General features: G+C 72.5%; 23 protein-coding genes. 12 read left to right on the top strand and 11 right to left on the bottom strand.

Annotated elements, in window-relative coordinates; genetic code table 11:
- Positions 1-8 precede the first annotated feature (8 nt).
- Entirely contained in the window at positions 9-704 is a 696-nt protein-coding gene (locus OHV05_RS22120) for a rhomboid-like protein (RefSeq protein WP_405019211.1), read from the bottom strand.
- A gap of 116 nt (positions 705-820) precedes the next feature.
- Between OHV05_RS22120 and OHV05_RS22115 the strand changes: the two genes are divergently transcribed.
- Positions 821-1552 (top strand): TetR/AcrR family transcriptional regulator, encoded by a 732-nt coding sequence (locus OHV05_RS22115; protein ID WP_405019210.1) that lies wholly within the window; start codon positions 821-823, stop codon positions 1550-1552.
- 211 nt (positions 1553-1763) lie between these two features.
- On the opposite strand, the gene OHV05_RS22110 is transcribed toward OHV05_RS22115, so the two are convergent.
- The gene (locus tag OHV05_RS22110) at positions 1764-2624 is read right to left on the bottom strand and encodes a fumarylacetoacetate hydrolase family protein (RefSeq protein WP_405019209.1); all 861 of its coding nucleotides are present in this window, start codon (positions 2622-2624) and stop codon (positions 1764-1766) included.
- A gap of 223 nt (positions 2625-2847) precedes the next feature.
- On the opposite strand from OHV05_RS22110, the gene OHV05_RS22105 reads away from it, so the two are divergent.
- From OHV05_RS22105 to OHV05_RS22085, 5 genes are read left to right on the top strand one after another with little or no spacing between them, the layout of a single operon-like run.
- Complete coding sequence (locus OHV05_RS22105; RefSeq protein ID WP_405019208.1) at positions 2848-3792, top strand: STM4015 family protein; 945 nt, start codon at positions 2848-2850, stop codon at positions 3790-3792.
- Positions 3789-4859 (top strand): STM4014 family protein, encoded by a 1071-nt coding sequence (locus tag OHV05_RS22100; protein ID WP_405019207.1) that lies wholly within the window; start codon positions 3789-3791, stop codon positions 4857-4859. The genes OHV05_RS22105 and OHV05_RS22100 overlap by 4 nt, the downstream gene beginning before the upstream one ends.
- A 14-nt stretch (positions 4860-4873) precedes the next feature.
- Positions 4874-5698: an STM4013/SEN3800 family hydrolase gene (locus OHV05_RS22095; RefSeq protein WP_405021517.1), complete on the top strand. Its 825-nt coding sequence runs from the start codon at positions 4874-4876 to the stop codon at positions 5696-5698.
- Complete coding sequence (locus OHV05_RS22090; RefSeq protein ID WP_405019206.1) at positions 5695-6993, top strand: STM4012 family radical SAM protein; 1299 nt, start codon at positions 5695-5697, stop codon at positions 6991-6993. Before OHV05_RS22095 ends, OHV05_RS22090 begins: the two co-directional genes overlap by 4 nt.
- Positions 6990-7907, top strand: a complete 918-nt coding sequence (locus OHV05_RS22085; RefSeq protein WP_405019205.1) for an STM4011 family radical SAM protein — start codon at positions 6990-6992, stop codon at positions 7905-7907. Before OHV05_RS22090 ends, OHV05_RS22085 begins: the two co-directional genes overlap by 4 nt.
- On the opposite strand, the gene OHV05_RS22080 is transcribed toward OHV05_RS22085, so the two are convergent.
- The 7 genes from OHV05_RS22080 to OHV05_RS22050 all read right to left on the bottom strand — a co-directional run bounded on the left by OHV05_RS22080 (position 7876) and on the right by OHV05_RS22050 (position 14460).
- Positions 7876-9039 (bottom strand): serine/threonine-protein kinase, encoded by a 1164-nt coding sequence (locus OHV05_RS22080; RefSeq protein ID WP_405019204.1) that lies wholly within the window; start codon positions 9037-9039, stop codon positions 7876-7878. The genes OHV05_RS22085 and OHV05_RS22080 overlap by 32 nt on opposite strands.
- 75 nt (positions 9040-9114) lie before the next feature.
- The gene (locus OHV05_RS22075; protein ID WP_405019203.1) at positions 9115-10098 is read right to left on the bottom strand and encodes an ABC transporter substrate-binding protein; all 984 of its coding nucleotides are present in this window, start codon (positions 10096-10098) and stop codon (positions 9115-9117) included.
- 34 nt (positions 10099-10132) lie between these two features.
- Entirely contained in the window at positions 10133-10885 is a 753-nt protein-coding gene (locus OHV05_RS22070; protein ID WP_405021516.1) for an amino acid ABC transporter ATP-binding protein, read from the bottom strand.
- 11 nt (positions 10886-10896) lie between these two features.
- Positions 10897-11865: an amino acid ABC transporter permease gene (locus OHV05_RS22065; protein WP_405019202.1), complete on the bottom strand. Its 969-nt coding sequence runs from the start codon at positions 11863-11865 to the stop codon at positions 10897-10899.
- Positions 11866-11873: 8 nt separating this feature from the next.
- Positions 11874-12806 carry an ABC transporter substrate-binding protein gene (locus tag OHV05_RS22060; RefSeq protein ID WP_405019201.1) on the bottom strand — a complete coding sequence of 311 codons (933 nt, stop codon included), beginning with the start codon at positions 12804-12806 and terminating at the stop codon, positions 11874-11876.
- Positions 12803-13312 (bottom strand): GNAT family N-acetyltransferase, encoded by a 510-nt coding sequence (locus OHV05_RS22055; protein ID WP_405019200.1) that lies wholly within the window; start codon positions 13310-13312, stop codon positions 12803-12805. The genes OHV05_RS22060 and OHV05_RS22055 overlap by 4 nt, the downstream gene beginning before the upstream one ends.
- The gene (locus OHV05_RS22050) at positions 13309-14460 is read right to left on the bottom strand and encodes an LLM class flavin-dependent oxidoreductase (RefSeq protein WP_405019199.1); all 1152 of its coding nucleotides are present in this window, start codon (positions 14458-14460) and stop codon (positions 13309-13311) included. The genes OHV05_RS22055 and OHV05_RS22050 overlap by 4 nt, the downstream gene beginning before the upstream one ends.
- Before the next feature lie 433 nt (positions 14461-14893).
- On the opposite strand from OHV05_RS22050, the gene OHV05_RS22045 reads away from it, so the two are divergent.
- The 4 genes from OHV05_RS22045 (at position 14894) to OHV05_RS22030 (ending at position 21432) form a co-directional block, all read left to right on the top strand.
- Entirely contained in the window at positions 14894-15664 is a 771-nt protein-coding gene (locus OHV05_RS22045; protein ID WP_405019198.1) for an ABC transporter permease subunit, read from the top strand.
- On the top strand, positions 15661-17625 hold the full coding sequence (locus OHV05_RS22040; protein ID WP_405019197.1) for an FAD/NAD(P)-binding protein: 1965 nt from the start codon (positions 15661-15663) through the stop codon (positions 17623-17625). Before OHV05_RS22045 ends, OHV05_RS22040 begins: the two co-directional genes overlap by 4 nt.
- 104 nt (positions 17626-17729) lie before the next feature.
- A complete protein-coding gene (locus OHV05_RS22035) occupies positions 17730-20012 on the top strand; it encodes an FdhF/YdeP family oxidoreductase (RefSeq protein ID WP_405019196.1) in 2283 nt (760 codons plus the stop codon).
- A 121-nt stretch (positions 20013-20133) separates the two neighbouring features.
- Positions 20134-21432, top strand: a complete 1299-nt coding sequence (locus tag OHV05_RS22030; protein ID WP_405019195.1) for an ion channel protein — start codon at positions 20134-20136, stop codon at positions 21430-21432.
- Between the two features lie 105 nt (positions 21433-21537).
- Here the strand turns inward: OHV05_RS22030 and OHV05_RS22025 are convergent, their stop codons facing one another.
- On the bottom strand, positions 21538-23034 hold the full coding sequence (locus OHV05_RS22025) for a C40 family peptidase (protein WP_405019194.1): 1497 nt from the start codon (positions 23032-23034) through the stop codon (positions 21538-21540).
- Positions 23035-23393: 359 nt separating this feature from the next.
- On the opposite strand from OHV05_RS22025, the gene OHV05_RS22020 reads away from it, so the two are divergent.
- On the top strand, positions 23394-24563 hold the full coding sequence (locus OHV05_RS22020; protein ID WP_403034880.1) for an anion permease: 1170 nt from the start codon (positions 23394-23396) through the stop codon (positions 24561-24563).
- Between the two features lie 19 nt (positions 24564-24582).
- Positions 24583-24822 carry a hypothetical protein gene (locus tag OHV05_RS22015; RefSeq protein ID WP_403034877.1) on the top strand — a complete coding sequence of 80 codons (240 nt, stop codon included), beginning with the start codon at positions 24583-24585 and terminating at the stop codon, positions 24820-24822.
- A gap of 62 nt (positions 24823-24884) precedes the next feature.
- Here the strand turns inward: OHV05_RS22015 and OHV05_RS22010 are convergent, their stop codons facing one another.
- Positions 24885-26438, bottom strand: coding sequence for an MDR family MFS transporter (locus OHV05_RS22010; protein WP_405019193.1), 1554 nt, complete (start codon positions 26436-26438; stop codon positions 24885-24887).
- Positions 26439-26461 lie beyond the last annotated feature (23 nt).

The raw sequence follows: 26461 nt of genomic DNA, 5'->3' as shown, positions 1-26461 counted from the left end.
ATGTACCGTCAGCCGGCCCGCCGCCACGGCCTGCCACGCCAGGCCGCCACCGGGTCCCAGGTCGGACGACCCCGGGCGAACCGGTAGAAGCTCAGGCCGATCAGCACCGAGCAGAAGTGCCCGAGATCGGTGAAGGTGTGCGAGGTGATCAGCGGCAGCAGGTAGAAGAACAGCAGCCCACCGCCGTACAGCCAGCGCCAGCGCCCGGCGAACCGGTAGGTCAGCACCCCCTCGACCCCGGCCAGCGCGTACGAGACCCCGACGTCCACGGTGGTCGCCAGGTTCGCCGGCAGCCGTCCCGCATCCACGCCCCAGGCCACGATGCCCTCGCTGATCAGGGTGGCCAGCACGTGGGCGGTGAGCGCGACCGTGAGCCAGCGCCTGGTCCCCAGCCAGCGTTCGACCGGCACGTGGAAGACGTTGAAGATCACGAAGTAGAACGGGAACGCCGCCTGCTCGGTCCAGATCGCGCTGGCCAGCAACGCGTGCACGGGATGCGCCCGCAGCTGGTCGATGTTGGTGCTGCGCTTGCCCAGGAACCACTCCAGGTTGGCCGGGTCGATCCTGGCCACGACGAAGCTGGTGACGGCCAGCAGCAGCAACCAGCAGTACGTGCCCGGCGCCGCCCGGACGTACCGCCCGACCGCCCGCAGCGCCCTGACCGCAGGGCTCCCGCCCACCGGCTCCCGCACGGTCTCCTGCATCTGTGCTCCCGAATGCCGCTGACATCTGGTCACATGATGGTCCGGTATGCCCGTTTCGCCGGCCGGACCCGCCGGGTACGGCGGGAAACCGGGACCGTACGGCTACCCTGGCCGCCATGGCAGTCAGCGCAACGTCCTCGACCGATCCGGCCGCCCGACGGCCCGGCTACCGGCGGCTCCCGGTGCAGCAACGGCGCGAACAGCTGATCGCCGTCGCCCTGGAGCTGTTCGCCGCCCGCCCGCCGGAGGAGGTGAGCCTGGACGACGTGGCCGAGGCGGCCGGTGCCTCCCGTCCGCTGGTCTACCGCTACTTCGCCGGCAAGCAGCAGCTCTACGAGGCCGCCCTGCGCAGCGCCGCCGAGGAGCTCGCCGGCCGGTTCACCGTCCCGCCGGACGGCACCCCCACCGAACAGCTCTCGGCCGTCCTGGACCGCTACTTCGACTTCGTCGCCGAGCACCACACCGGCTACGGCGCCCTGCTCCGCGGCGGCTCGGTGGTCGAGACCGCCCGGACCGGCGCCATCGTCGACGAGGTCCGCCGCGCCGCCCTCCGCCGGACGGTCCGTCACCTGGGCGTCCGGGAGGCCGCCGGGCCCCGGCTCACCCTGCTGGTCCGGTCCTGGATCTCGGTGGTCGAAGCCTCCGCCCTCAGCTGGCTCGACGAGGGGCGGCAGATCCCGCCCGAGTCCCTCCGCGACTGGCTGCTCGACGAGTTCGTCGTGATGACCGCCGCCACCGCCCTCCACGACCCCCAGACCGCCGAGGTCCTCAGCCGCCTCCTCGCCCAGGAGGGCCCCGACGGCCGCGCCCCTCGCCTGGCGGCGCGCCTGCAGCAACTGCTCGCCTGACCATGGGACACGAGGTGCACCACCAGGGGCTCGGGGAACTGCGACGCCGGCCTCGGAAAAGGTGATCGTCGCGCAGGTGGTCAGGCACTTTCGCAGTGACCCCGGCGCCAGATCTCCTCGCCCACGCGGCGGAGCCGCACATCAGCAGAGCCCCGAGCCCCTGGGTAGTGCAACCTCGGGACCTGCAGAAAGCTCCGCGCCGTGGGAAGGCTCAGGCCTTGCCGAGGACCTGGCGTTGGCGGCCGAGGCCGTCGACCTCCAGCTCGACGACGTCGTCGGGCCGGAGGAACGGGGTGCCCGGGCGGCCGAGGGTGACGCCGGCGGGGGTGCCGGTGACGATCACGTCGCCCGGTTCGAGGACCATGAACTGGCTCACGTAGCGGACCAGTTCGTACACCGGGAAGATCATCGCCGCGGTGTTGCCGTCCTGCCGGAGCTCGCCGTTGACCCAGAGCCGGAGGCCCAGCCGCTGCGGGTCGCCGACCTCGTCCGCCGTGACCAGCCAGGGCCCGAGCGGCGTGAAGGTCTCCGCCGACTTGCCCTTGTCCCACTGCCCGCCCCGCTCGAACTGGAAGGCCCGCTCGGTCACGTCGTTGACCGTGGCGTACCCCGCGATCACCGCGGCCGCCTCGGCCTCGCTCTCCAGGTAGCGGCCGGTCCGCCCGATCACGATGGCCAGCTCGACCTCGTAGTCGGTCTTCTCGCCGCCGCGCGGGATCAGCACCTCGTCGTCCGGCCCGACCACGGTGTTGCTCGGCTTCAGGAAGACCACCGGCTCGGCCGGGATCGCCGCGCCCGCCTCCGCCGCGTGGTCCCGGTAGTTGAGGCCGATCCCGACCACCTTGCCCGGCCGCACCACCGGTGCGCCGATCCGCTGCCCGGTGAGGTCGGTCTCCGGGAGTTCACCGGCCGCCACCGCCCGGGCCAGCTCGGCCAGTCCGGTCGGGTCGAGCCCGGCCAGGAAGGCCCCGTCGATGTCCGGTGTCCGGCCGGAGAGGTCGAAAGCGGTGCCGTCCTGACCCAGCACCACGGGGCGTTCGGCGCCCTGAGGGCCGACACGGAGGAGCTTCACTGCCCATCACCACCTGGTTCGTCGCATGCCATCGAGGAGGCCGCACACCTCTCCCGTCCTATGCATCCGAGGTATATCAACGGCTCGGTCCTGCGAACCAGGGGGGACGGCTCGGCCAGTTCCTATCAATTCCTCCAAGTCGCCGAAGGCTCGAATCAGCGTCCCGCACTGTTGACACCCCGGCTGTCAGCTGTTGTCCGGCCGGACTGATAGACAGTCCGCCATGGCGATCAGCAAGCACATCGAGGATTTCCACGGCCTCCCCGTCTTCGACTTCCCGGGCCCGGAGGGCGGCGCGCTGCCCGCCCCGGAGTCGGTGGCCTGGCGGGTCCAGGTCGAGTACGACGGCGGCAGCGACTTCGCCGCGGCCTGGGCGGCGTTCCTGGCGGCCGTCGAGGTCGAGCGGGTCCGGGCGCTGGTGATCGGGCCGTGGTGGGAGGACGAGTACGAGCTGGTCGAGCCGGTGATCACCGCGCTGACCGGCAGTGCCGCCCGGCTCGGCGGGCTGCGGGCGCTGTTCCTCGGCGAGGTCACCTTCGAGGAGTGCGAGATCTCCTGGCTCCAGCTCGGCGACGTGACCCCGCTGCTGGAGTCCTTCCCCGCGCTGGAGGAGCTGGTGGTGCGCGGTGCCTCCGCCGACTACGACGGCAAGGGCGGGCTCGCCCTGCGACCGCTGCGGCACGAGAGCCTGCGCGCGCTCCGGTTCGAGGCCGGCGGCCTGCCGGTCGCGGTGGTCCGGGCGGTCGGCGGGTCCGACTTCCCGGCCCTGGAGAGCCTGGAGCTCTGGCTCGGGGTGGACGAGTACGGCGGCGACGCCGGGGTGGCCGACCTGGCGCCGGTGCTGACCGGCGAGCGGCTGCCCGCGCTGCGCCGGCTCGGCCTGGAGAACAGCGCGCTGCAGGACGAGCTGGCCGCAGCGGTGGCCGGATCGGCCGTGGTCGGGCAGCTGGAGAGCGTCAGCCTGGCCCTCGGCACCCTCACCGACGCCGGGGCGGAGGCCCTGCTCGGCCTGACCCACCTGCGCCGTCTCGACCTGCACCACCACTACCTCACCGAGGGGATGCAGCAGCGCCTGCGCGACACCCTGGGCGCGGCCGGGGTCGAGCTGGACCTCTCGGACCAGGAGAAGCCCGACGACGACTGGCGTTACGTGGCGAACGGCGAGTGATCGCCGTTGTCGGCCACCCGGGCCACCGCCGGGTCGAGCTGTTCGCGGCGGCGGTGCGGTCGTCCGGTCTGCCGGAGCCGACCGTGCTGCCCTGGGCCGAGGTGCTGCGCGGCCGGGTCACCGTCCCGGCCGGCGCCCTGGTCCGGGTGGACTCCCCCGGTGAGGATCCGGCCGTGGACGCGCTGCTGCGCGGGCCCGGCAGCCGGCCGACCCGGGTGGAGGGCTCGGCGGCCTGGTACGCCGGGCTGCTCGGCGGGCTCGCCACCCTGACGGCGGCGGTCGAACGGGCCCCCGGCGCCCGGCTGTTGGCCGATCCGGCGGAGACCGCCGTGCTGTTCGACAAGCGCCGCACCCACGCCCGGCTCACCGCCGCAGGACTCCCCGTGCCCCGCGCCCTCGGCCGACCCGTGGGCAGCTGGGCGGAGTTGCGCACCCTGCTGGCCACGGCCGGCCTGCGGCGGGTGTTCGTGAAGCCCGCGCACGCCTCCTCGGCCTCCGGGGTGCTGGCCCTGGAGTTCGGTCCGAACGGCCGGCTCCGGGCGACCACCTCGGTCGAGCTGACCCCCACCGGCCTGCACAACTCGCTCCGGGTCCGCAGCTACACCACCGAGCCGGAGGTCGCCACCATCGTGGACGCGCTGGCCCCCGACGGGCTGCACGTGGAGCAGTGGATACCGAAGGCGTCCCAGCACGGCCGCTCGGCCGACCTGCGGGTGGTCGCGGTGCACGGCAGGGTCACCCACGCGGTGGTCCGCACCAGCGCGGGCCCGCTGACCAATCTCCATCTGGGCGGCTCCCGGGGCGAGTTGGCGCCGGCCCGGGCCGCGGCCGGCCCGCGCTGGGCCGAGCTGCTGGAGCTGGGCGAGCGGGTGGCCGCCTGCTTCCCCGGCTCGCCGATGGTGGGTATCGACGTGCTGCCCGGGGCCGGCTGGCGCCGCTGGTACGTCGGCGAGGTGAACGCCTTCGGCGACCTGCTCCCCAACCTCCCCGGCCTGCCCGAGGGCCCGGCGGCCGGCCTCGACACCTACGGCGCCCAGGTCCGGGCCCTGCTCGGAGCGGAACGATGACCACCATCCCCGACATGCACCGGATCATCGGCAGCCACGACCTGCTGCTGGTCACCCTGGACACGCTCCGCTTCGACGTGGCCGAGGAGTTGGCCGCCGCCGGCCGGCTGCCCAACCTGGCCGCCGTCCTGCCGGGCGGCCACTGGGAGCGCAGGCACTCCCCCGGCAGCTTCACGTACGCCGCCCACCAGGCGATCCTGGCCGGGTTCCTGCCCACCCCGGCCACGCCGGACGGGCCGCACCCGCGGCTGTTCGCGGCCCGGTTCGGCGGCTCGGAGACCACCGAGGCGCGGACCTGGGTCTTCGACACCCCGGACCTGCCCTCCGCGCTGGCCGCCGTCGGGTACCGGACGGTCTGCGTCGGCGGGGTCGGCTTCTTCAACCGGCAGGGCCCGCTCGGCTCGGTGCTCCCGGGGATGTTCCAGGAGAGCCACTGGGAGCCGGAGTTCGGCGTGCCGTCACCCACCTCGTTCGAGGCCCAGGTGGCCAGGGTCGAGCAGCTGACGGCCGAACAGCCGCCCGGGCAACCGCTGTTCCTGCTGCTGAACGTCTCCGCCCTGCACCAGCCGAACTGGTTCCACCTGCCGGGCGCCACCCGGGCCGACGGCGACACCCGGGCCAGCCACGCCGCCGCCCTGGAGTACGTGGACGCGCACATCGGGCGGCTGTTCGCCGCGATGAGCCGCCGCCGCCCGTGCTTCGCGATCGTCTGCTCCGACCACGGCACCGCCTACGGCGAGGACGGTTTCACCGGGCACCGGATCGGCCACGAGGTGGTCTGGACGGTCCCGTACGCGCACTTCACCCTGCCCACCGGAAGCCACGGGAACCCCGCATGAGGCCCTACCAGTCCTACGTCTACGCCTACCCGCACAAGACCGCGTACCGGCCGCTGGAGCCCAGGCCGCCGCTGGGCGAGCTCTGGGCCGGCGAGCCGCAGGACGCGCTCTCGCTCTACCTGCACATCCCGTTCTGCGAGGTGCGCTGCGGCTTCTGCAACCTGTTCACCCGGATCGGTGGTCCGGACGGGCTGACCACCGCCTACCTGGACGCTCTGGAGCGGCAGGCGGTCACCGTCCGGGCCGCGCTGGACGACGGGGCCAGGTTCGCGGTGGCGGCCTTCGGCGGCGGTACGCCCACCTATCTGACGGCGGGTGAGCTGGAGCGGCTCTGCGATCTGACCGAGCGGCGGATGGGAGTGGACCTGCGGGCCGTGCCGCTCTCGGTCGAGGCCTCGCCGGACACCGCCACCGCCGACCGGCTCGCGGTGCTGGCGGAGCGCGGCACCACCCGGCTCAGCCTCGGTGTGCAGTCCTTCCTGGACGAGGAGGCCAGGTCGGCCGTCCGGCCGCAGAAGCGGGCGGCGGTGGAGGCGGCGCTCGGCCGGATCAGGGCGGCCGGCTTCCCGGTCCTGAACATCGACCTGATCTACGGCATCGACGGGCAGACCGGGGCGAGCTGGCTGCGCTCGCTCGACGCGGCGCTCGCCTGGCGGCCGGAGGAGCTCTACCTCTACCCGCTGTACGTCCGGCCGCTGACCGGGCTGGCCCGCCGGTCCACCCCGCAGGACTGGGACGCCCAGCGGCTGGCGCTCTACCGGGCCGGCCGGGACCACCTGCTGGCCCACGGGTACCGGCAGGTGTCGATGCGGATGTTCCGCCGGACCGACGCGGCCGCCGAGGTGGCGGGCGAGTACAGCTGCCAGACCGACGGCATGGTCGGCCTGGGCTGCGGCGCCCGCTCCTACACCGCCGGGCTGCACTACTCCTTCGACTACGCGGTGAACGCCACCGAGGTGCGCGGCATCATCGACGACTACGTGGCCACCACCGACTTCGGGCACGCCGAGCGGGGCTGGCCGATGGACCCCGACGAGGCCCGCCGACGGCACCTGCTGCAGTCCCTGCTCCAGGCCGACGGGCTCGAACTCGCCGACTACCGAAAGAGGTTCGGCAGCACCCCGGCCGAGGACTTCCCGGCCGAGCTGGCCGCCTTCGCCGAGCACGGCTGGCTGGCCGACGACCCCGCCCGGCTGACCCTGTCGGCCGAGGGGCTGGCGCACTCGGACGCGGTCGGCCCGGCGCTGTTCTCCCCCGCGGTGCGGGACCGGATGGCCGGACACCAGGCCCGGTGACCACCTTTCTCGGCCTCCCCGGCGCCGGAGTCCCGGAGTTGACCGTCCTCTACCGGGGCCCGCTGGCCTCCTGCGACTACGACTGCCCGTACTGCCCGTTCGCCAAGCGCCGGGACAGCCCGGCCACCCTGCGGGAGGACCGGGCCGCGCTGGAGCGGTTCTGCGACTGGGTGGCCGGACAGCCCGCCGTCTCGGTGCTGTTCACCCCCTGGGGCGAGGGTCTGGTGCGGTCCTGGTACCGCCGGGCGATGGTGCGGCTCAGCCTGCTGCCGAACGTCCGCCGGGTGGCGATCCAGACCAACCTGAGCTGCCGCACCGACTGGCTGGCCGAGGGCGACCCGGCGAGCCTGGCGCTCTGGGTGACGTACCACCCGGGCCAGGTGGCCCGGGACCGCCTGCTGACCAAGTGCCGGGAGCTGGACGCGCTCGGTGTCCGGTACAGCGTCGGTGTGGTCGGCCAGCCCGAACACCTGGCGGCCGCAAGGGAGTTCCGGGCCGCACTGCGCCCCGAGGTCTACCTCTGGGTGAACGCCGCCGACGGCCGGCGCTACACCGACGCCGAGGCCGCCGACTGGACGGCGCTGGACCCGCTGTTCGGCTGGAGCCGGGAGCCGCACCCGAGCGAGGGCCGCCCCTGCCGGACGGGCTCCTCGGTGATCTCGGTCTTCGGGGACGGCTCGGTCCAGCGCTGCCACTTCGTCCGGGCCCCGCTCGGCAACATCTACGACGGCTCCTACCGGGCCGCGCTGGCCGAGCGGCCCTGCCCGCTGCCGGTCTGCGACTGCCACATCGGCTACGTGCACCTGGAACCGCTGCCGCTGTACGAGGTCTTCACCGACGGCGTGCTGGAGCGCATCCCGTACGGGCTCGACGCGTACCGGCTCAGCCGACCAGCAGCGCCAGCTGCCCGGTGACCGGGGCGGCCCTGGGCGGCAGTCGAGCGGTCAGCCGGGCCAGGTCGCGGGCGGCGTCCTCGGCCTGACCGCCGCCGACCCCGGTGGCCAGCAGCTCACCGAGCAGGCCGACCGCCTCGGGCACCCGGCCGTCGGCGGCCAGCCAGAGCGCCAGGTCGTGGCAGGTCCGCAGGGTGCGCGGGTCATGGGCACCGCACTCGCGGGCGAACTCGCCGATCAGCGGCCAGAGCCGACGGGCCGCCTCGGTGGGCGAGCCGGCCGCGCCGAGCGCCCAGGCGGCGTCGGCCCGGGCCCGGAGCTCGGCGGCCCGGCCCGGCTGGATCTCGGCCAGCCGGCGGGCCACCTCCAGGCCGTCGGCCGGACGGTCCGCCGGGTCCTTGGCCAGCAGGTCGAGGATCAGCCGCTCCAGTGCCAGTGGGAGCTCGGGCGCGACCTGCCGGGGCCTCGGCGGATCGACGTCCACGTGCTGGCGCATCAGGCCGACCACCGTCCCGGCGTTGAACGGCCGCTGCCCGACCGACAGTTCGTACAGCATGCAGCCGACCGCGTACAGGTCGACCCGGCCGTCCACCGGCCCGTCCGCCCAGCGCTCGGGCGCCAGGTAGATCGGGCTGCCGATCACCGTCCCGATCGTGGTCAGGCCGCCCGGGCGGCCGTCCAGCCGGGCGATGCCGAAGTCCAGCACCTTGGCGTGGCCGGCTTCGGTGATCATGATGTTCTCGGGCTTGATGTCCCGGTGCACCACGTCGGCCCGGTGGGCGGCGGCCAGCGCCACGCAGACCTGGCCGAGCCAGTCCAGCACCTGCGGCAGCCCGGGCCTGGCCTGCTTGACCACCGCCGCCAGCGAGCGGCCCTGCACCAGCTCCATCACCAGGTAGGGGCTGCCGGTCGCGGTCTCGCCGATGTCGTGCAGGGTGACGATGTGCGGGTGGTTCAACTTGGCCACCGCCCGCGCCTCGTGACGGAACCGGGCGATGTCCACGGCCCCCAGCTCGGCCGAGTCGGAGATCACCTTGACCGCGATCTCCCGGCCGAGCCGGGTGTCGACGGATCGCCAGACCACGCCGAAGCCGCCCCGGCCGATCTCCTCGACCAGCCGGTACTTGCCGTCCAGTACGTCCCCGGCCCGCATGTGTCCGCTCCCCCCGCGTGGCGCCGTGTCGGGGAGAGTCCACCACACGACGGCGACCGGGAGGGGAACTACGGGCTACGCCTTGGGCTTCGGCAGGCCGGGCGGGTTCAGCTCGGGGGTCTGCACGGCCTCGTTCTCCAGCCCCCAGCGCTTGAGGACCTGGCCGTACGTGCCGTTCTTGACGATCTCCCCGATGGCCTCGTGCAGGGCCTTGACCAGGCCGTTGTCCTTCTTCGTGGTGGCGGCGATCTTGCCGAGGACGTCCGCGCCGGCGCCCGAGTAGGTGCCGATGATCTCGGTCTCACCGGTCTGCGCGACGTGGAAGGCGGCGGTCGGGTTGGGGCCGAGGTAGGCGTCGATCCGGCCCGAGCCGAGCGCCAGGTAGTAGTCGGCGGAGTTCTGGAAGTACTTGATGTCGACCGGCTTCAGACCGTTCCTCAGGTTCTCCTCGTTCCAGCCGATCAGCAGCTTCTCCTGGTTGGTGCCGGAGGCCACCGCGATGGTGTGCCCGGCCACGTCCTTGGGCCCGGTGACCTTCCAGCCGGCCCCCTTCTTCGCCTCGAAGCCGAGGATGTCCAGCCGGTAGGTGGTGAAGTCGTACTTCTCCTTCCTGGCCTCCGTCACGGTGATGTTGGAGAACCCCGCGTCGTACTTGCCGGCGTCCAGGCCGACGAAGATGTTCTCCCAGGAGACCGGGTTGAGCTCGACCTTGAGCCCGAGCACGTCGCCGACCAGGTAGGCGATGTCCGGCTCGGCGCCGATCACCGTCTTGTTGTCGTCGGCGTAGAAGTCCAGTGGCGGGGTGGTGCCGAGCGAGTCGACCACCCGCAGGGTGCCCCGCTTCCGGATCTCCTCGGGGACCAGGGCGGCGATCGCGTCCACCTTGCCGGTGGTGACCCGCTTCTGGTCGGCCGTCAGGTTCACCTTGGTCCCGTCCGGCGCGGTGTTGCCCTTCCCCGCGTTCAGGTCGGCGGCGGCCTCGCCGCCGCAGGCGGTGAGCAGCAGGGTGGCGGTCAGACCGGCGGCAGCGGCGACCAGGGCACGACGGGGTAGGGACATGGCGTTGCTCCAGAGGGGTGAAGGGAGGAGAGGGTCAGAGGACCTTGGAGAGGAAGGCGCGGGTGCGCTCGTGCTGCGGTGCGTCCAGCACGGCGGCCGGCGGGCCCTGTTCGACCACCACGCCGCCGTCCATGAAGACCACCGTGTCGGCCACCTCGCGGGCGAAGCCGATCTCGTGGGTGACCACGATCATCGTGGTGCCGGAGCGGGCCAGGTCCTTGATCACGTCCAGCACCTCGCCGACCAGCTCCGGGTCGAGGGCCGAGGTCGGCTCGTCGAAGAGCAGCACCTTGGGCTCCAGGGCCAGCGCCCGGGCGATCGCCACCCGCTGCTGCTGACCGCCGGAGAGCTGCCTCGGGTAGGCGTCCGCCTTGTCGGCCAGGCCCACCCGGGCGAGCAGCTCCAGCGCCTGCTTCCGGGCCTGCGCCTTCGGCCGGCGCAGCGCACTGATCGGGGCCTCGGTGACGTTCTCCAGCACGGTGAGGTGCGGGAACAGGTTGAAGTTCTGGAAGACGAAGCCGATGTGGGTGCGCTGGCGCAGCACCTCACGCTCCTTCAGCTCGTACAGCTTGCCGCCGGAGCGGCGGTAGCCGATCAGCTCGCCGTCGATCGAGACGTAGCCCCGGTTCAGCTTCTCCAGGTGGTTGATCGCCCGCAGCAGGGTGGACTTGCCGGAGCCGGACGGCCCGAGCACCACGGTCACCGAACCGGCGGCGACCTGGAGGTCCACGCCGCGCAACACCTCCAGCTGGCCGAAGCTCTTGTGCAGGCCCCGGACGTCCACCATCGTCGTGCCGGTCAACTGGTGCCTCCTGTGGGCGCGGTGAGTCGGGTGGCCTGGATCTGCCGGACCAGCGCACGGGCCCGTTGCAGCGGGGTCGGTGGCGGGGTGCGCTGCGAGCCGCGCGCGAAGTACCGCTCCAGGTAGTACTGGCCGAACGAGAGCAGCGTGGTCAGCACCACGTACCAGACGGTGGCCACCATCAGCAGCGGCACCACCCGGCCGGTCCGGCCGTAGACCACCTGGACCTGGTGGAAGAGTTCGCCGATCGCCATCACGTAGACGATCGAGGAGCCCTTGAACAGCGAGATCACCTCGTTGCCCGCGTTCGGCAGGATCGAGCGCATCGCCTGCGGCAGCACGATCCGGCGGATCTGCCGCAGCCGGGGGATGCCGAGCGCGGCGGCCGCCTCCAGCTGGCCGGCGTCCACCGAGATCACCCCGGCCCGGATGATCTCGGCGGCGTACGCGGCCTGGTGCAGCGCAAGACCGAGCACGGCGGCGCCGAGCGCGCCGAGCAGGTCCATGGTCTCGAAGCTGAGCACCGTCGGGCCGAACGGGACGCCGATGCCGAACCGCTTGTAGAGGTAGGAGAGGTTGAACCAGAAGACCAGCTGGACGATCAGCGGGATCGACCGGAAGGCCCAGACGTAGACCCAGGCGATGGTCTGCAGGATCGGGCTCCTGGACAGCCGCAGGAAGGCCACCACGGCGCCCACCAGGAAGCCCAGCACCGTTCCGTACAGCGTCAGTTGGAGGGTGACCCCGACCGAGCGCAGGATGGTGTCGGTGGTCAGGAAGGCCCGGAAGGTGGGCCAGTCCCAGCCCGGGTTGGTGGCCAGCCCGTGCAGGAACTGGGCCACCAGCACGGCGGCGGCCGCCCCGGCCAGCCAGCGCCAGGGGTGCCGGGCCGGGACCACCGGCAGCTCGGCCAGGTCGTCCTGGTCGGCGGCGGCCACCGGTCTCGCGGAGATGACGGTGCTCATGGCGGACCTCACGGACGCTCGGGCGGGCTGATCTCGGACGTGGTCAGGGCGGAGCCGGTGGTGCCCCACTTCTCCAGGATCTTCCGATAGGTGCCGTCCTGGATCAGCTGGTTGACCGCCGCCTGGAAGGCCGGGGTGAGCGGCGAGCCCTTCTTGAACGCGAAGCCGACGTCGAGCCGGCGGAACTCGCTCAGGAACCGGGTGCCGGAGGCCGGCTGCGACTCCTGGTAGCGCAGACCGTTGATGGTGGACATCACCAGGTCGACCTTGCCCTGCTGGAGGCTGGTCAGGGTGGCGCCGGTGTCGGAGTAGGCCCGCACCTCGTACGCCTTCTTCCCGGCGTCGGTGCAGACGTTCTTCTTCGAGTTCAGCGTGGTCTCGAAGGTGGTGCCGACGCCGGTGCCGATGGTCAGGCCGCAGAGCTGGGCGATCTCCTTGACCGGCTGCTGGGCGGTGTTGTCCTTCTTCACCGCGAAGCCCTGGCCGTCGTTGATGTAGGTGACGAAGTCGATCGTCTTCAACCGGGCCGTGGTGACCCCGAAGTTGCCGGTGCCGAGGTCGTACTTGCCGCTGTCCAGCGCGGGCAGGATGGTCTCGAAGGCCGCCTCCTCGCGCTCGATGGTGAGGCCGAGCACCTTGGCCACCGCGTCGGTGAAGTCCACGTCGATCCCGGCCGCCTTCTTCACCGCCGGGTCCGGGTAGAACGCGCTCGGCGGGGTGCCGGAGGATCCGCCGAGCTTCAGCCGCCCGGCCTTCCGGGTCTCCTCGGGGAGCAGCGCGGCCGCCTTGTCCGACTTCGGTACGGTCGAGACCACGTCCTGGGCCGCCGCCGCCAGCGCGGAACTCCCGGCCGGGCCGGGCGACTTGCCGGTACCCGAGCCGCAGGCGGCGGTGAGCACCAGCAGGGCGGCGGCGGTCAGCGTTGCGGGTGCGCGTCTCACGGGGTCGGGGCCTTTCGGGGGAGGTGCCGGAACGGGAGGTGCTTCTCGAAGGGCAGCGGGGCGAAGATCGCCGGGTCGCGGTCCAGGTCGAACAGCGGGGTGTAGCCCGTGGCCAGGTAGAGGCCCTTGGCCTCGGGCTGGCGCGGGCCGGTGGTGAGGTGGATCCGGCGGTAGCCGGCCGCCTCGGCGGCGAGTTCCAGCTCGGCCAGCACCCGGCGGGCCAGGCCGCGCCGACGGTGCGCCGAGTGCGTCCACATCCGCTTGAGCTCGGCGGTCCGCTCGTCGTAGCGGCGGTACGCGCCGCCCGCCACCGGTTCGCCGTCCGCCAGCAGGAGCAGCAGCGCGCCGTCCGGCGCCTCGAACTCGCTGTCCGGGAACCGGCTCATCTCCTGGTGGCCGCCCGGGCCGTACCGGGTGACGTACTCGTGGGTGAGCTCGCGGATCAGCGGCTCGGTGAGCGGGTCGGCCAGGGTGACCCGACGGACCTCCAGCAGCGCGCCGCTCATGCCTGCAGGGCGATCAGCTGGTGCCGGTCCCGCTCCCGGGCGGCCGCCTTGGCGGCGTCCCGCTTGGCGACCTCCTCGCGGACGATCGGGATCACGTACCGGCCGAAGTCGATGGCGTCGTCCAGCAGGTGGTAGCCCCGGGCCGACAGGATGTCCACGCCGAGGTCGTAGTAGTCCAGCAGCGCCTGGGCGACCGTCTCCGGCGTGCCGACCAGGGCGTTGGAGTTGCCCGCGCCACCGGTCGCGGCGGCGGTCGGGGTCCACAGCGCGCGGTCGTAGCGCTCCCCGGCGGCGGCGATCTCCAGCAGTCGCTGCGAGCCGGTGTTCTCCGGCGCCCAGCCGCCGTCCGCACCCTTCGCCCGGGGCAGCAGCTCACCGCCCCCGACCCGGGACTTGATCAAGTCGACGGTGCGGTGCGCCTTCTCCCATGCCAGCTCCTCGGTCGGCGCGATGATCGGCCGGAACGCCACCTGGATCCTCGGGGTGTCGGTCCGCCCGGCGTCCTTGGCCGCCTGTCGGACCCGCTCGATCTGCTCGGCGGTCCGGGCCAGCGGCTCGCCCCAGAGGCAGTAGATGTCCGCCTCGGCACCGCCGGCCGCGTAGGCGGCCGGCGAGGAGCCGCCGAACGAGACGTCCGGGCGCGGCTCCTGGACCGGGAAGACGTCCGAGACGAAGTCCTCGAACCGGTAGAACTCGCCCTCGTGGTCGAACCGCTCCCGGGTGGTCCAGATCTTCTTCACCAGCGCGATGTACTCCCGGGTGCGGGCGTAGCGCTGGTCCTTGGTCAGGAAGTCGCCCTCCCGCCCCTGCTCGCGGTCGCTGCCGCCGGTGATGAAGTGCACCGTCAGCCGGCCGTCGCTGATCTGGTCCAGGGTGGCGAAGGTCTTGGCGGCGTAGGTCGGGTAGGACACGTTCGGCCGGTGCGCCAGCAGGATCTGCAGCGTGTCCAGCTTGCTCGCCAGGAACGCGGCGGCCGGGGCCGGGTCGGGCGAGCCGGAGCCGTAGGCGAACAGCACCCGGTCCCAGCCGTACTCCTCGTGCGCCCGGGCCAGCCGCAGGGTGTAGTCGCGGTCGAAGGCGGCGGTGGTGCGGGTGGTGGTCTCCGAGCCGTCACCGGTGGCGGCGATGCCGAGGAATTCGACGGGCATGACGAAGGGCCTTTCGGTCGTGCGGCGAGCAGGGGGCAGCGGCGCCCGGGCAGGCCGACGGTGCTGCTGGGCGCTGGGGTGGGAAGAGGAGCGCGAGGGGCGCTGGGCGCGTGACGGCGCGAAGGGGAGAGAAGTGGAACAGGGGCCGGTGGAACGGCCGCGACTACCGGGTCAGGCGCAACACGCGGCCGACCACACTCGACCGAAGTCGATGTGGCCGCGCGTCACCAGGCGCTGCTGCTCGGGGTCCATGGAGGAAGTTGAACAGTGGATCTCACGGGGCGTCAACCTCTCCGCGATTCCTTCATGTTCTGTTATCAGTAGGAACGGACCGCTCTTGACAGTTGCCGTTCGTCCACGCCTACGATCGGGGGTCGGGCGCGTTGAGGGGCGCCGCCCGGCGTGACGGCCCAGCCACGTCTGGAGCCGGCCCATGGCCACTGTCCTGTCCACCCCCACCCGCCAACAGACCGACGAGGCACCGATCGTGGCCCGCCGCCGGCCCGGCCGCACGGTCGCCTCGGTGCTCGCCCTGCTGGCCCTGGCGATGGTGCTGAACTCCGTCCTGCGCAACCGGGCGTTCGGGTGGGACGTGGTCGCGCAGTACTTCACCACCACCGCGATCGTGCAGGGCCTGCTGCTCACGCTCTGGCTGACCGCCGCCGTGATGGTGCTCGGCTTCGCCCTCGGCACCGTGTTCGCGGTGTTCCGGCTCTCCGACAACCCGGTGCTGCGGAGCATCAGCTGGGGCTTCGTCTGGATCTTCCGGTCCACCCCGCTGTTGGTCCAGCTGCTGTTCTGGTTCAACATCGGCGCGCTCTACCCGACCCTCGGCCTGGGCCTGCCGTTCGGCCCGGAGTTCCTCACCGTGAAGACGGTCGACCTGTTCGGCCCGACCCTGACCGCCGTGATCGGCCTGACCCTGCACGAGGCCGCGTACGCCGCCGAGGTGGTGCGCGGCGGCATCCTCTCGGTGGACCAGGGCCAGCTGGAGGCGGCCCAGTTGATCTACAATCAGACCTACCAGGTGATCCCCCTGCTGCTGGTCGCCACCGTCTGGTACGTCGCGGTGACCAGCGTGCTCTCGGTCGGTCAGTACTACCTGGAGCGGTACTACGCCCGGGGCGCCATCCGGGGCGACCTGCCACCGACCCCGCTGCAGCGCGCCCGGGCCCTCTTCGCCCGTACGGGGGTGGCCCGTTGAGCACCCTGGCGATCATCGGGGCGGGTCCGCGCGGCACCGGGCTGCTGGAGCGGATCGCCGCCAGCGCGGCCGAACTGCTGCCGTCCGACCGGCCGTTGGAGATCCACCTGGTCGACCCGTACCCGCCCGGCGGCGGCCGGATCTGGCGGTACGACCAGTCCCCGCTGCTGCGGATGAACTCGATGGCGGAGGACGTCACGATGTTCACCGACGAGTCCGCCACCGTCGAGGGCCCGGTCCGCCCCGGCCCCTCGCTGGCCGAATGGGCCGCCCGGCCCGAGGAGTTCGCCCCGTACCAACCCGTCGCCGACCCGGCCGTCCGGGCCGAACTGCGCTCGCTGGCACCGACCGACTTCCCCACCCGGCGGGCCCAGAGCGCCTACCTGGACTGGGTGTTCCGGCGCGCGGTGGCCGAGCTGCCCCCGCATGTCACGGTCACCGTGCACCGGGACACCGCCCGCTCGGTCAGCGGCCCGCCGCACGGGGCGCAGCTGGTCCAGCTCTCCGACGGTGTGCTGGTCGCCGACCAGGTGGTGCTGACCCTCGGTCACCTCGGCGCCGCCCCCGACCCCCGGCACCACGACCTGGCCGCGTTCGCCGCCCGGCACGGCCGGTTCCACCTGCCGCCCGCCTTCTCCTCGGACGTCGACCTCTCCGGCCTGGCCCCCGGCGAGCAGCTGGTGCTGCGCGGCTTCGGGCTGGCCTTCGTCGACCTGGTCGCGATGCTCACCGAGGGCCGGGGCGGCCGGTTCGTCCCGGCGCCGGACGGGCTCACCCTGCGTTACCTCCCGTCCGGCCGCGAACCGGTGATCCACGTCGGCTCCCGGCGCGGCGTGCCCTACCACTCCAAGACCGGCTACCGGCTCCAGGGCCCGCCAGCCCCGCTGCCCCGGTACTTCGACGCCGCCGCCGTCGACCGGGTGCTGGCCGGCCCCGGACCGCTCGAACTACGCCGGGACTTCTGGCCGTTGATGGCCAAGGAGATCGGCTTCGGGCACTACCACGAGCTGTTCCACGCCCACCCGGAGCGGGTCGAGCTGCCCTGGGCCGACTTCCTGAACGACTACGACCGGCTGGACTGGTACACGCCCGAGCTGGCCGCCCTGGTGGCGCGGTCCGTCCCCGATCCGGCCGACCGGCTCGACTTCGAGGCGCTCGACCACCCGCTCACCGGCCTCCGCCTCACCCCCGACGCCCTCCAGCAGCACCTGCGCGACCACATCACCGCCGACGCCGACCGCCGGGCCGACCCCACGCACAGCACCGACCTGGGGGCCTTCCTCGCCCTGCTCTCGCTCTACGGCCAGCTCCCCCGGATCATGGCCACCGGCCGGCTCACCGCCGACTCGGTCGCCACCGAACTCGACGGCTGGTGGTTCGGCTTCTTCAGCTTCCTCGCCTCCGGCCCGCCGGGCTTCCGGCTCCGCCAGCTGCTCGCCCTCTCCGAGGCCGGCGTCGTCCGCTTCCTCGGCGCCGACCTGCGGGTCGAACCGGACGAGTCCACCGGCACCTTCGTCGCCACCAGCCCCACCACCCCCGGCCACCGGGTCCACGCCACCGCCCTGATCGAGGGCTACCTGCCCAAGCACGTGCTCTCCCGCACCGAGGACCCGGTCCTGCGCGGCCTCGCCCGCAACGGCGAACTACTGGAGGAGTCCGGCCTGCTGACCGTCTCGCTGGCCGACGGCCGCCTGCTCGACCCCACCCTCGGCAACGCCCCGCACCCCCGCCGCACCGCCCTCGGCCCGCACACCAACGGCCGCGCCTACACCGCCTTCGCCCGCCCCCGCACCAACGCCCCGGGCTTCCGCCAGAACGACACCGCCGCCCGCGGCCTCCTCACCCTCCTGGCAGACGCTTCGGCAGTTGCTCAACCGGCTACGGTCCAGGGGCTCGGGGAACTGCGACGCCGGCCCTTGCAAGGTGATCGTCGCGTGGATGGCCAGGCACTTTCGCAGTGACACCCGCCGGCCACGAACCGTCGCCGCTCCCCGATCCCCTGGACAGGGCAGCCTTGTGTCCTGCGTAAGGTGAGGCACACCCCGTACAAGGAAGTAGGGCTGTCATGGCGAAGCAGGCGCCGCAGAGCGACCCGGCGCAGGACCGGGCCGAGGTCACCGATCCGAAGCACGCGGCGGCCGGTCTCACCGCCGTGGCCCACAGCCTGCGGATGGCGAACGACCAGATGAGCCCCAAGCGGACCCTGGCCACCCTGCTGAAGGTGAACCAGCCGGACGGGTTCGACTGCCCCGGCTGCGCCTGGCCCGAACCGGGCAAGACGCATACCGCCGAGTTCTGCGAGAACGGCGCCAAGGCCGTCGCCGAGGAGGCCACCGAACGGCGGATCACCACCGCGTTCTTCGCCGAGCACCCGGTCGCCGAACTGGCCGAGCGGTCCGGCTACTGGCTCGGCCAGCAGGGCCGGCTGACCGAGCCGATGCTGCTCGACGCGGGTGCGACGCACTACACCCCGGTCTCCTGGGAGCGGGCCTTCGCGATCGTCGCCGAGGAGCTCACGAAGCTGCCCTCCCCCGACGCCGCCGCCTTCTACACCTCGGGCCGGACCAGCAACGAGGCCGCCTTCGCCTACCAGCTGTTCGCCCGTCAGCTCGGCACCAACAACCTGCCGGACTGCTCCAACATGTGCCACGAGTCCTCCGGTTCGGCACTGGTGGAGACCCTCGGGGTGGGCAAGGGCAGCGTCAGCCTGAAGGACCTGTACCAGGCCGACCTGATCATCGTGGCCGGGCAGAACCCGGGCACCAACCACCCCCGGATGCTGTCCGCACTGGAGCGGGCCAAGCGGGCCGGCGCGAAGATCGTCAGCGTCAACCCGCTGCCGGAGGCCGGGCTCGAGCGCTTCAAGAACCCGCAGAACGCCCGTGGCCTGGCCGGTGCGGGCACCAAGCTGACCGACCTGTTCCTGCAGATCCGGCTCGGCGGCGACCTCGCCCTGTTCCGCGCGCTGAACCAGCTGATCCTGGCCGCGAAGGACGGCGTCGACCACGACTTCGTCGCCGAACACTGCCTGGGCTACGAGGAGTTCGCCGCCGAGGCGGCCGCCACCGACCGTGCCGAGGTGCTCGCCGCCACCGGCCTGCCCTGGGAGCAGATCGAGCAGCTGGCCGAGCTCACCCTCAACTCACAGAAGGTGATCGTCTGTTGGGCGATGGGCCTGACCCAGCACAAGCACTCGGTGCCGACCATCCGTGAGGTGGTCAACTTCCTGCTGCTGCGCGGCAACGTCGGCCGCCCCGGCGCCGGTGTCTGCCCGGTGCGCGGGCACAGCAACGTGCAGGGCGACCGCACGATGGGCATCTTCGAGCGCCCCGCCCCCGCCTTCCTGGACGCCCTGGGCAGGGAGTTCGGCTTCGAGCCGCCGCGCGAGCACGGGCTGGACTCGGTCGACACCATCCGGGCCATGCGCGACGGCAAGGTGCGGGTCTTCTTCGCGATGGGCGGCAACTTCGTCGCGGCCACCCCGGACACCGAGGTGACCGAGGCCGCGATGCGGCGCTGCGCGCTGACCGTGCACGTCTCCACCAAGCTGAACCGCTCGCACGTGATCACCGGTGCCCGGGCGCTGATCCTGCCCACCCTGGGCCGGACCGACCGGGACCGGACCGCCGTCGGGCCCCAGTTCGTCACCGTCGAGGACTCGATGGGCATGGTGCACTCCTCGCGCGGCGGCCTCCGGCCCCCGTCCGAGCAGCTGCTGTCCGAGGTGGCCATCGTCTGCCGGCTGGCCCGGGCGGCGCTCGGCGAGGCGAACGACGTGCCGTGGGAGCGGTTCGCCGAGGACTACGACAGCATCCGGGACCGGATCTCCCGGGTGGTGCCCGGCTTCGACGACTTCAACGCCAAGGTCCGCCGCCCGGGCGGCTTCGCCCTGCCGCACGGCCCGCGCGACAGCCGGACCTTCCCGACCGCCACCGGCAGGGCCAACTTCACGGTCAACCCGCTGACCGCCCCCGAGGTGCCCGCCGGGCGGCTGCTGCTCCAGACGCTGCGCTCGCACGACCAGTACAACACCACCATCTACGGCCTGGACGACCGCTACCGGGGCATCACCGGCGGCCGCCGGGTGGTCATGGTCAACCCGGCCGACGCCGCCGAGCTGGGCCTGACCGCGGGCGGGTACGTCGACCTGGTCAGCGAGTGGGTGGACGGCACCGAGCGCCGGGCCCCGCACTTCCAGGTGGTGCACTACCCGGTGGCCCGGGGCGGCGCCGCCGCGTACTACCCGGAGACCAACGTGCTGGTCCCGCTGGACTCCACCGCCGAGATCAGCAACACCCCGACCTCCAAGGCCGTGGTGATCCGGTTCGAGCCGGACAGCACCGGCTGATCCCGTCGGCCGACCGACCGTCAGGTCCGTCGGCCGACACTCCGGCCCGCGAGTGACTGATTTGTCCGATCTGCACCTAATCTGACACCAGCTCACCCCCACCGCCGGAGGTACCCGCGCCATGGCCGACACCGTCCCGCAGCCCGGCAGTGCCGACCCCCGCGACCTCACCCAGGGGCCGCCCACCCCGGCCGCCCGGCTGCTCCCGCTGATCGTCCCGGCGATCCTCACCGGCATCGGCGCCGGCCTCACACTGATCGCGATCAGCAAAGTCGCCGGACGGCTGGAGAACCTGCTCTGGGAGATCATCCCGGACGGCCTCGACATCGACGGCTTCAGCCCGTGGTGGATCCTGCTGATCCTCACCGTGACCGGTGCCGCCGTCGGCCTGACGGTGTGGCGGGCGCCCGGTCACGCCGGACCGGACCCGGCCACCACCGGCCTGGTCGACCCACCGGTGCCGCTGTACGTGCTGCCCGGGCTGATCGTGGCCACCGTCCTGGCCCTCGCCGGGGGCGTCAGCCTGGGGCCCGAGAATCCGATCACGATGATCAACATCGCACTGGCGTACTGGCTCGGACGGCGTTTCATGCCCTCGGCCGGGCCGGCCCTGTGGGTCGGCCTGGCCGCCGCGGGCACCGTCGGCGCGCTCTTCGGCACCCCGCTCGCGGCGGCACTGATCCTCTCCGAGATGCCGGGCCCCGGGGCACTCTGGGACCGGCTGTTCGCCCCGCTGATCGCCGCCGTCACCGGGTCGATGACCACCCTGCTGCTGGTCGGCAACGACTTCGTGATCAAGGTCCCCGGCTATCCCGGCACCCGCGTGGTCGACGTGCTCTGGGCCCTGCTGGTCGGCGCGGTCGCGGCGGTGTTCGGGATGACCGCGGTCTACGTCTTCCCGCTGGTGCACCGCGCGTTCCGGCAGATCCCGCACCCGGTCGCGATGCTCACCGTCGGCGGGCTGACGCTCGGTGCCCTGGGCGCGCTCGGTGGCGAGCTCACCCTGTTCAAGGGGCTGGACCAGGTCAAGGAGCTGGCCCTCGACTACTCGCACTACGGCTTCTGGAGCCTGCTCGGGATGGCCGTGCTGAAGCTGGTCGCGCTGGTGGTGGCCTCGGGCTCGGGCTTCCGGGGCGGCCGGATCTTCCCCGCCGTCTTCGCCGCGGTCGCGCTCGGCTTCGCCGTCAGCGCGCTGATCCCCTCGGTGCCGCCCGCCCTCGCGGTGTCCTGCGCCGTCCTCGGCGTGCTGTTCGCGGTCACCCGGCAGGGCTGGCTCAGCCTGTTCACCGCCGGGGCCATCGTGCCCGACCTGGCGCTGCTCCCGCTGCTCTGCGTCGCGGCACTGCCGGCCTGGCTGATCGTCACCGGCCGCCCCGAGCTGCTGCTCGGGAGCGACGAGCCCGAGGCCGTACCGGCATAGACCGACCGGCACATGGTGGGCGGATGAAGGAGCGGCGGTGGGGTACGCACCCCAACGCCGCGACGCCGCCGACCATGTGCCGGTCGGTCCAAGACCGACGGGGCGTCAGCCGGTCGTGCTCGGGGAACCCTCGTTCTCCTTCGGGTTCGTCGAACCGGAGACCGAGGCGGACGCGGAGCCCGACTCCGAGCCGGTCGGCGTGCCGGAGCCCGTCGGCGTGCCCGTCCCGGTGCCCGGCGAGGACGTACCGCCGGACGGCGTGCCGGTCGGCGAGGTGGTGACGGGGGGCGTGACCGGCGGCGTGCCGGTCGGCGAGGTGGTGACCGGCGGGGTGACCGGTGCGGTCGGGGTGGTCGGGGTGGTCGGCGGTGCGGTCACCGGGGGCGTGGGCAGGTTCTCCGGCTTGGCCGGCTGGATCGGCGTCACCGCATCCGCCCCCTTGGGCAGCTCGGGCACCTTCCAGCTGCCGCCCGGGTCGTCCGAGACCGCCTGCGGGTCCGGCCGGACCGCGCCGAGGACCGGCATCGCACCGATCGGCGAGACCTTGATCACCGAGCCGGTGCGCGGCGCCTGCACCACCAGGCCGCCGCCGATGTACATCGCGATGTGGGTCGCACCGGCGTAGTAGACCACCAGGTCACCGGGGCGGAGCTGGTTCAGCGGCACCTTGGTCAGCTCAGACCACTGGTCCTGGCTGACCCGGGGGATGTTCAGCCCGGCGGCCAGCCAGGCCTGCGAGGTGAGGCCGGAGCAGTCGAACTTGTCCGGCCCGGTGCCGCCCCAGAGGTAGTCCTTGCCGAGCTGGGCCAGCGCGAAGGCGACCGCCTTGCGCCCGGCCTGCGAGGGCGTGCGCTCCCCCTTGCCCAGTGCGCCCGAGGCGAGGAAGGCCAGCTGCGCCTCGTCCGCCCGGTTCTTCTCCAGCTGCTCCAGCTCGCTGCGCTGCGCCCCGGTCAGCGAGCTGACCATCTGCTCGACCTCGGCCAGCCGCTTGGCCACGTCGGCCTTGCCGGCCTCCTGCTGGACGGCCAGCGCCTGGGCCTGGGCGAGGGTCGCCTCGGCCAGTTGCTGAAGCACCGTCAGGGTGGCCCGGTCGGCCTTCAGCCGGTCCAGGAACTCGCTCTGCGAGCGCGAGGCGGTGTTCAGCAGCTCGGCCACCACCGCCGCCTCGTACGGCGAGTCGGTGAACAGCAGCTCGGCCAGGTCGGACGCATTGCCGTTCCGGTACTGGGCGGCGGCCAGCTGGGACGCCAGGTCGCCGCCGGCGTCCACCGCGGCCTGCTGGTGCTCCAGCCGGACCTTCAGGTCGGCGACGGTGGTCTGCTGGGTGGCGAGCTTGGCGACCGTCCCGTTGTACTGCTCGGTGGCCGCCTCGGCCTCCCGGTACAGCTCGTGCAGCCGGTCCAGCATCGGGCCGAGGGTGGCCTTGGCCTGGGCCAGCGGGTCGGCGCCGGGGGCGACCGAGACGGGGGGCTGGGGAGCGGCGAACGCCGTCCCCGCCGTGCCGAAGGCGAGCGCGGCCAGGGCCAGTACCGCCCCGCAGCGCAGGGCGGCCCGCACCCAGGGCCGCACGCCGTTCTCCGTCGTCCGCACCCCAGCGCGCATCTGCTCGCCCTCCCCGTCGTCCCCGAGCCCGACCCGCCGTGCGGCCAGGCAATTCGGGCTCGATCCTGCCACGCACCACCCGGCTCGAGACAGGGGGTTACCCGGCCACCCGATGAATTCTCAGCTCAACTTCAGATTGGATGTGAGACAGCTCTCAACAAACCGTCACCAAACCGGACCTTATCTACCAAATCAGCTGGTCAGCGGCCACGGCTCCACACTTCGGAAGGGTTCCGGCAACCTCGGCGACACCATCGGAACCTCAGCTCCCGGCTCAGTTCACCTTCCGTTCACCAACCCTCCCTACCGTCGCCGATGACACCAGCGTCAGTCCGACAACTACGACGATTGTTTGGGTTATGGAACACATCACGTTCCTGGTGGCCGTTGTGATCATCACGGCGCTCGCCTTCGACTTCACCAACGGCTTCCACGACACCGCCAACGCGATGGCCACCTCCATCGCCACGGGAGCCCTCCGCCCGAAGGTCGCGGTCACCATCGCTGCGGTCCTCAACTTCGCCGGTGCCTTCCTCTCCGTGAAGGTCGCCACCACGATCTCCGGCGGCATCGTCAACGAGAAGACCGGTCTGCAACCGGCGATCATCTTCGCCGCCCTGGTCGGCGCGATCCTGTGGAACCTGCTGACCTGGTTGAAGGGCCTCCCCTCCAGCTCCTCGCACGCGCTGTACGGCGGCCTGATCGGCGCCACCGTGGTCGGGGTCGGGCTGAACGGCGTGAACTTCGGCGTCGTCGTCTCCAAGATCCTGATCCCCGCCGTGGCCTCCCCGATCGTGGCCGGCCTGGCTGCCTGGGGCGCCACCAAGCTGGCGTACCGGATCACCCGGAACGGCCGTGAGGCCACCACCAACAAGGGCTTCAAGGCGGGTCAGATCGCCTCGGCCTCGCTGGTCTCGCTGGCGCACGGCACCAACGACGCGCAGAAGACCATGGGCATCATCACCCTGGCGCTGGTCTCGGTCGGGGCGCTGCCGAAGGGCGCGCTGCCCCCCACCTGGGTGATCGTCAGCGCCGGTGCGGCGATCGCGATCGGCACCTACATGGGCGGCTGGCGGATCATCCGCTCGATGGGCAAGGGCCTCACCGACATCCAGGCGCCGCAGGGCTTCGCCGCCGAGGCGGCCGCCACCACGGTGATCCTGACCTCCTCGCACATGGGCTACGGCCTCTCCACCACCCAGGTCGTCTCGGGCGGCATCATGGGTGCCGGTCTCGGCGGCCCGAAGGCCGAGGTGCACTGGAGCATGGCCCGCCGGATGCTCTACACCTGGGGCCTGACCCTGCCCGCCGCCGCCACCGTGGCCGGCCTGGCCGCCTTCGTCGCGGACAAGGGCACCTGGGGCGTCCTGCTGGTCGGCGCCGCGCTGGTGATCGGTTCCGGCGCGATGTGGATGCTCTCCCGCCGCCGGCCGGTGCACGCCGACAACGTCAACGACACCGACGTCACCCCGGTCGAGCTCCCGCAGACCCCGGCCCCCACCCCCGCGTCGACCACCGTCGCGGCCTGAGCCCGGAAGGCTTCCTCCCATGAGCATGAGCATCAAGTGGGCCGCCCTGGCCGAGACCGCCGGCGTCAGCTTCGTGGTCACCGTCGCCACCGTCGCGGTCTTCGCCCTCGGCATCATGGCGCTGTCCCGCCGCGAGGCGGCCCAGGAGGGCGGCACCGCCGGAGCGGGTACCGCCAACCTGGCCCTGGCCGGGGCCTCGGTCTGCTTCGCCGCCTGCGCCTCGGTGGTCGGCTACGGCCTCTACCTGATCGCCGGCTAGTACCCCGGACACACCGCTGCCCTCCCCGTCCGCCAACGGGGAGGGCAGCGGCACGTCCGGGGTCAGTCGAGCGCGAGCTCGCGCGGCTGCCCGGCCGGGGCCTCGTCCCGGGCGGTGCGCAGCGGCACCTCGCGGATCAGCAGCACCACCAGGAAGGCGAGCAGGGCGAGCGGCGCGGCGATCAGGAAGACCGTGGCGACCCCGCGCCCGAACGCGTCGGTGACCAGCGGGACCACCTGCGCGGGCAGCGTCTTCAGGTCCGGGATGCCACCGCCGGCCGCGGCGGTCGGCAGGTGGGCGGCGGTCAGACCCTCCGTCAGGTGCCGGGTGACCTGGTGCGAGAGCAGCGCGCCGAGCGCCGAGACGCCCATCGCCCCGCCCATCGTCCGGAAGAAGGTCACCGTCGAGCTGGCGGTGCCGAGCTCGTGCCGGGGCACGGTGTTCTGCACGGCCAGCACCAGGTTCTGCATGGTCAGCCCGAGGCCGATCCCGGTGACCGCCATGGCCACCGCCAGCACCGCGTACGGGGTGTCGTCCCGGACGGTGCCGAGCAGCGCGAAGCCGACCGCGAGCAGTCCGGTCCCGGCCACCAGGTACGCCTTCCAGCGGCCGTACCGGGTGATCAGCCGGCCCGCCACGGTGGAGGAGACCGCCAGGCCGAGGATCATCGGCAGGGTGAGCAGCCCGGCCATGGTCGGCGACTCCCGCCGGGCCAGCTGGAAGTACTGGCTGAGGAAGGTGGTCGAGCCGTACATCCCGACCCCGATCAGCACGCTGGCGATCGCGGCCAGCGTGACCGTGCGATGGCGGAACAGGTCCATCGGGACGATCGGCTCGGCCGCCCGGCGCTCGGCGAGCACGAACAGGACGGCCAGCCCGAGCCCGCCGCCGACCATCACCAGGGTCTGCCAGGAAAGCCAGGGGTAACTGTCGCCGGCCAGCGAGATCCAGATCATCAGCAGGCTGACCGAGGCGGTGATCAGCACCGCGCCGAGGTAGTCGATCTTCACCTTGCGGTGCACCACCGGCAGCCGCAGGGTCCGCTGCAACACCACGATGGCGATCAACGAGAACGGGATGCCCAGGTAGAAGCACCACCGCCAGCCCAGCCAGCTGGTGTCCACCACCACACCGCCGATCAGCGGGCCGCCGATGGTGGCCAGGGCGAAGACCGCCCCGAAGTAGCCGCTGTACCGGCCCCGTTCGCGCGGCGGCACCATGGCGGCCAGGCAGATCTGGGCCAGCGCGGTGACCCCGCCCGCCCCGATGCCCTGGAGCACCCGGCAGGCGATCAGCTGGCCGGCGTTCTGCGACAGACCGGCCAGCGCGGAGGAGACGATGTAGATCACCAGCGCGATCTGGACCAGCAGTTTCCGGCTGACCAGGTCGGAGAGCTTGCCCCAGATCGGGGTGGCGGCGGTGAGCGAGAGCAGTGCGGCGGTGACCACCCAGGTGTACGCGGTCTGGCCGCCGTGCAGGTCGGTGAGGATGTGCGGCAGCGCGTTCGCGACGACGGTCGACGAGAGCACCGCCACGAAGAGGCCGAGCAGCAGCCCGGAGAGGGCTTCGAGGACCTGACGGTGGGTCATCGGGGCGGGGTCTGAAGTTGTGGTCATGCGGGTCCTTCGGCCTGGATTTT

The organism is Kitasatospora sp. NBC_00070 (genome assembly GCF_045041205.1).
In the GTDB taxonomy this organism is placed as follows: Bacteria; Actinomycetota; Actinomycetes; order Streptomycetales; family Streptomycetaceae; genus Kitasatospora.
Note: the sequence above shows the minus strand (reverse complement) of the source record. Positions and strands in the feature narration are given on the sequence as shown.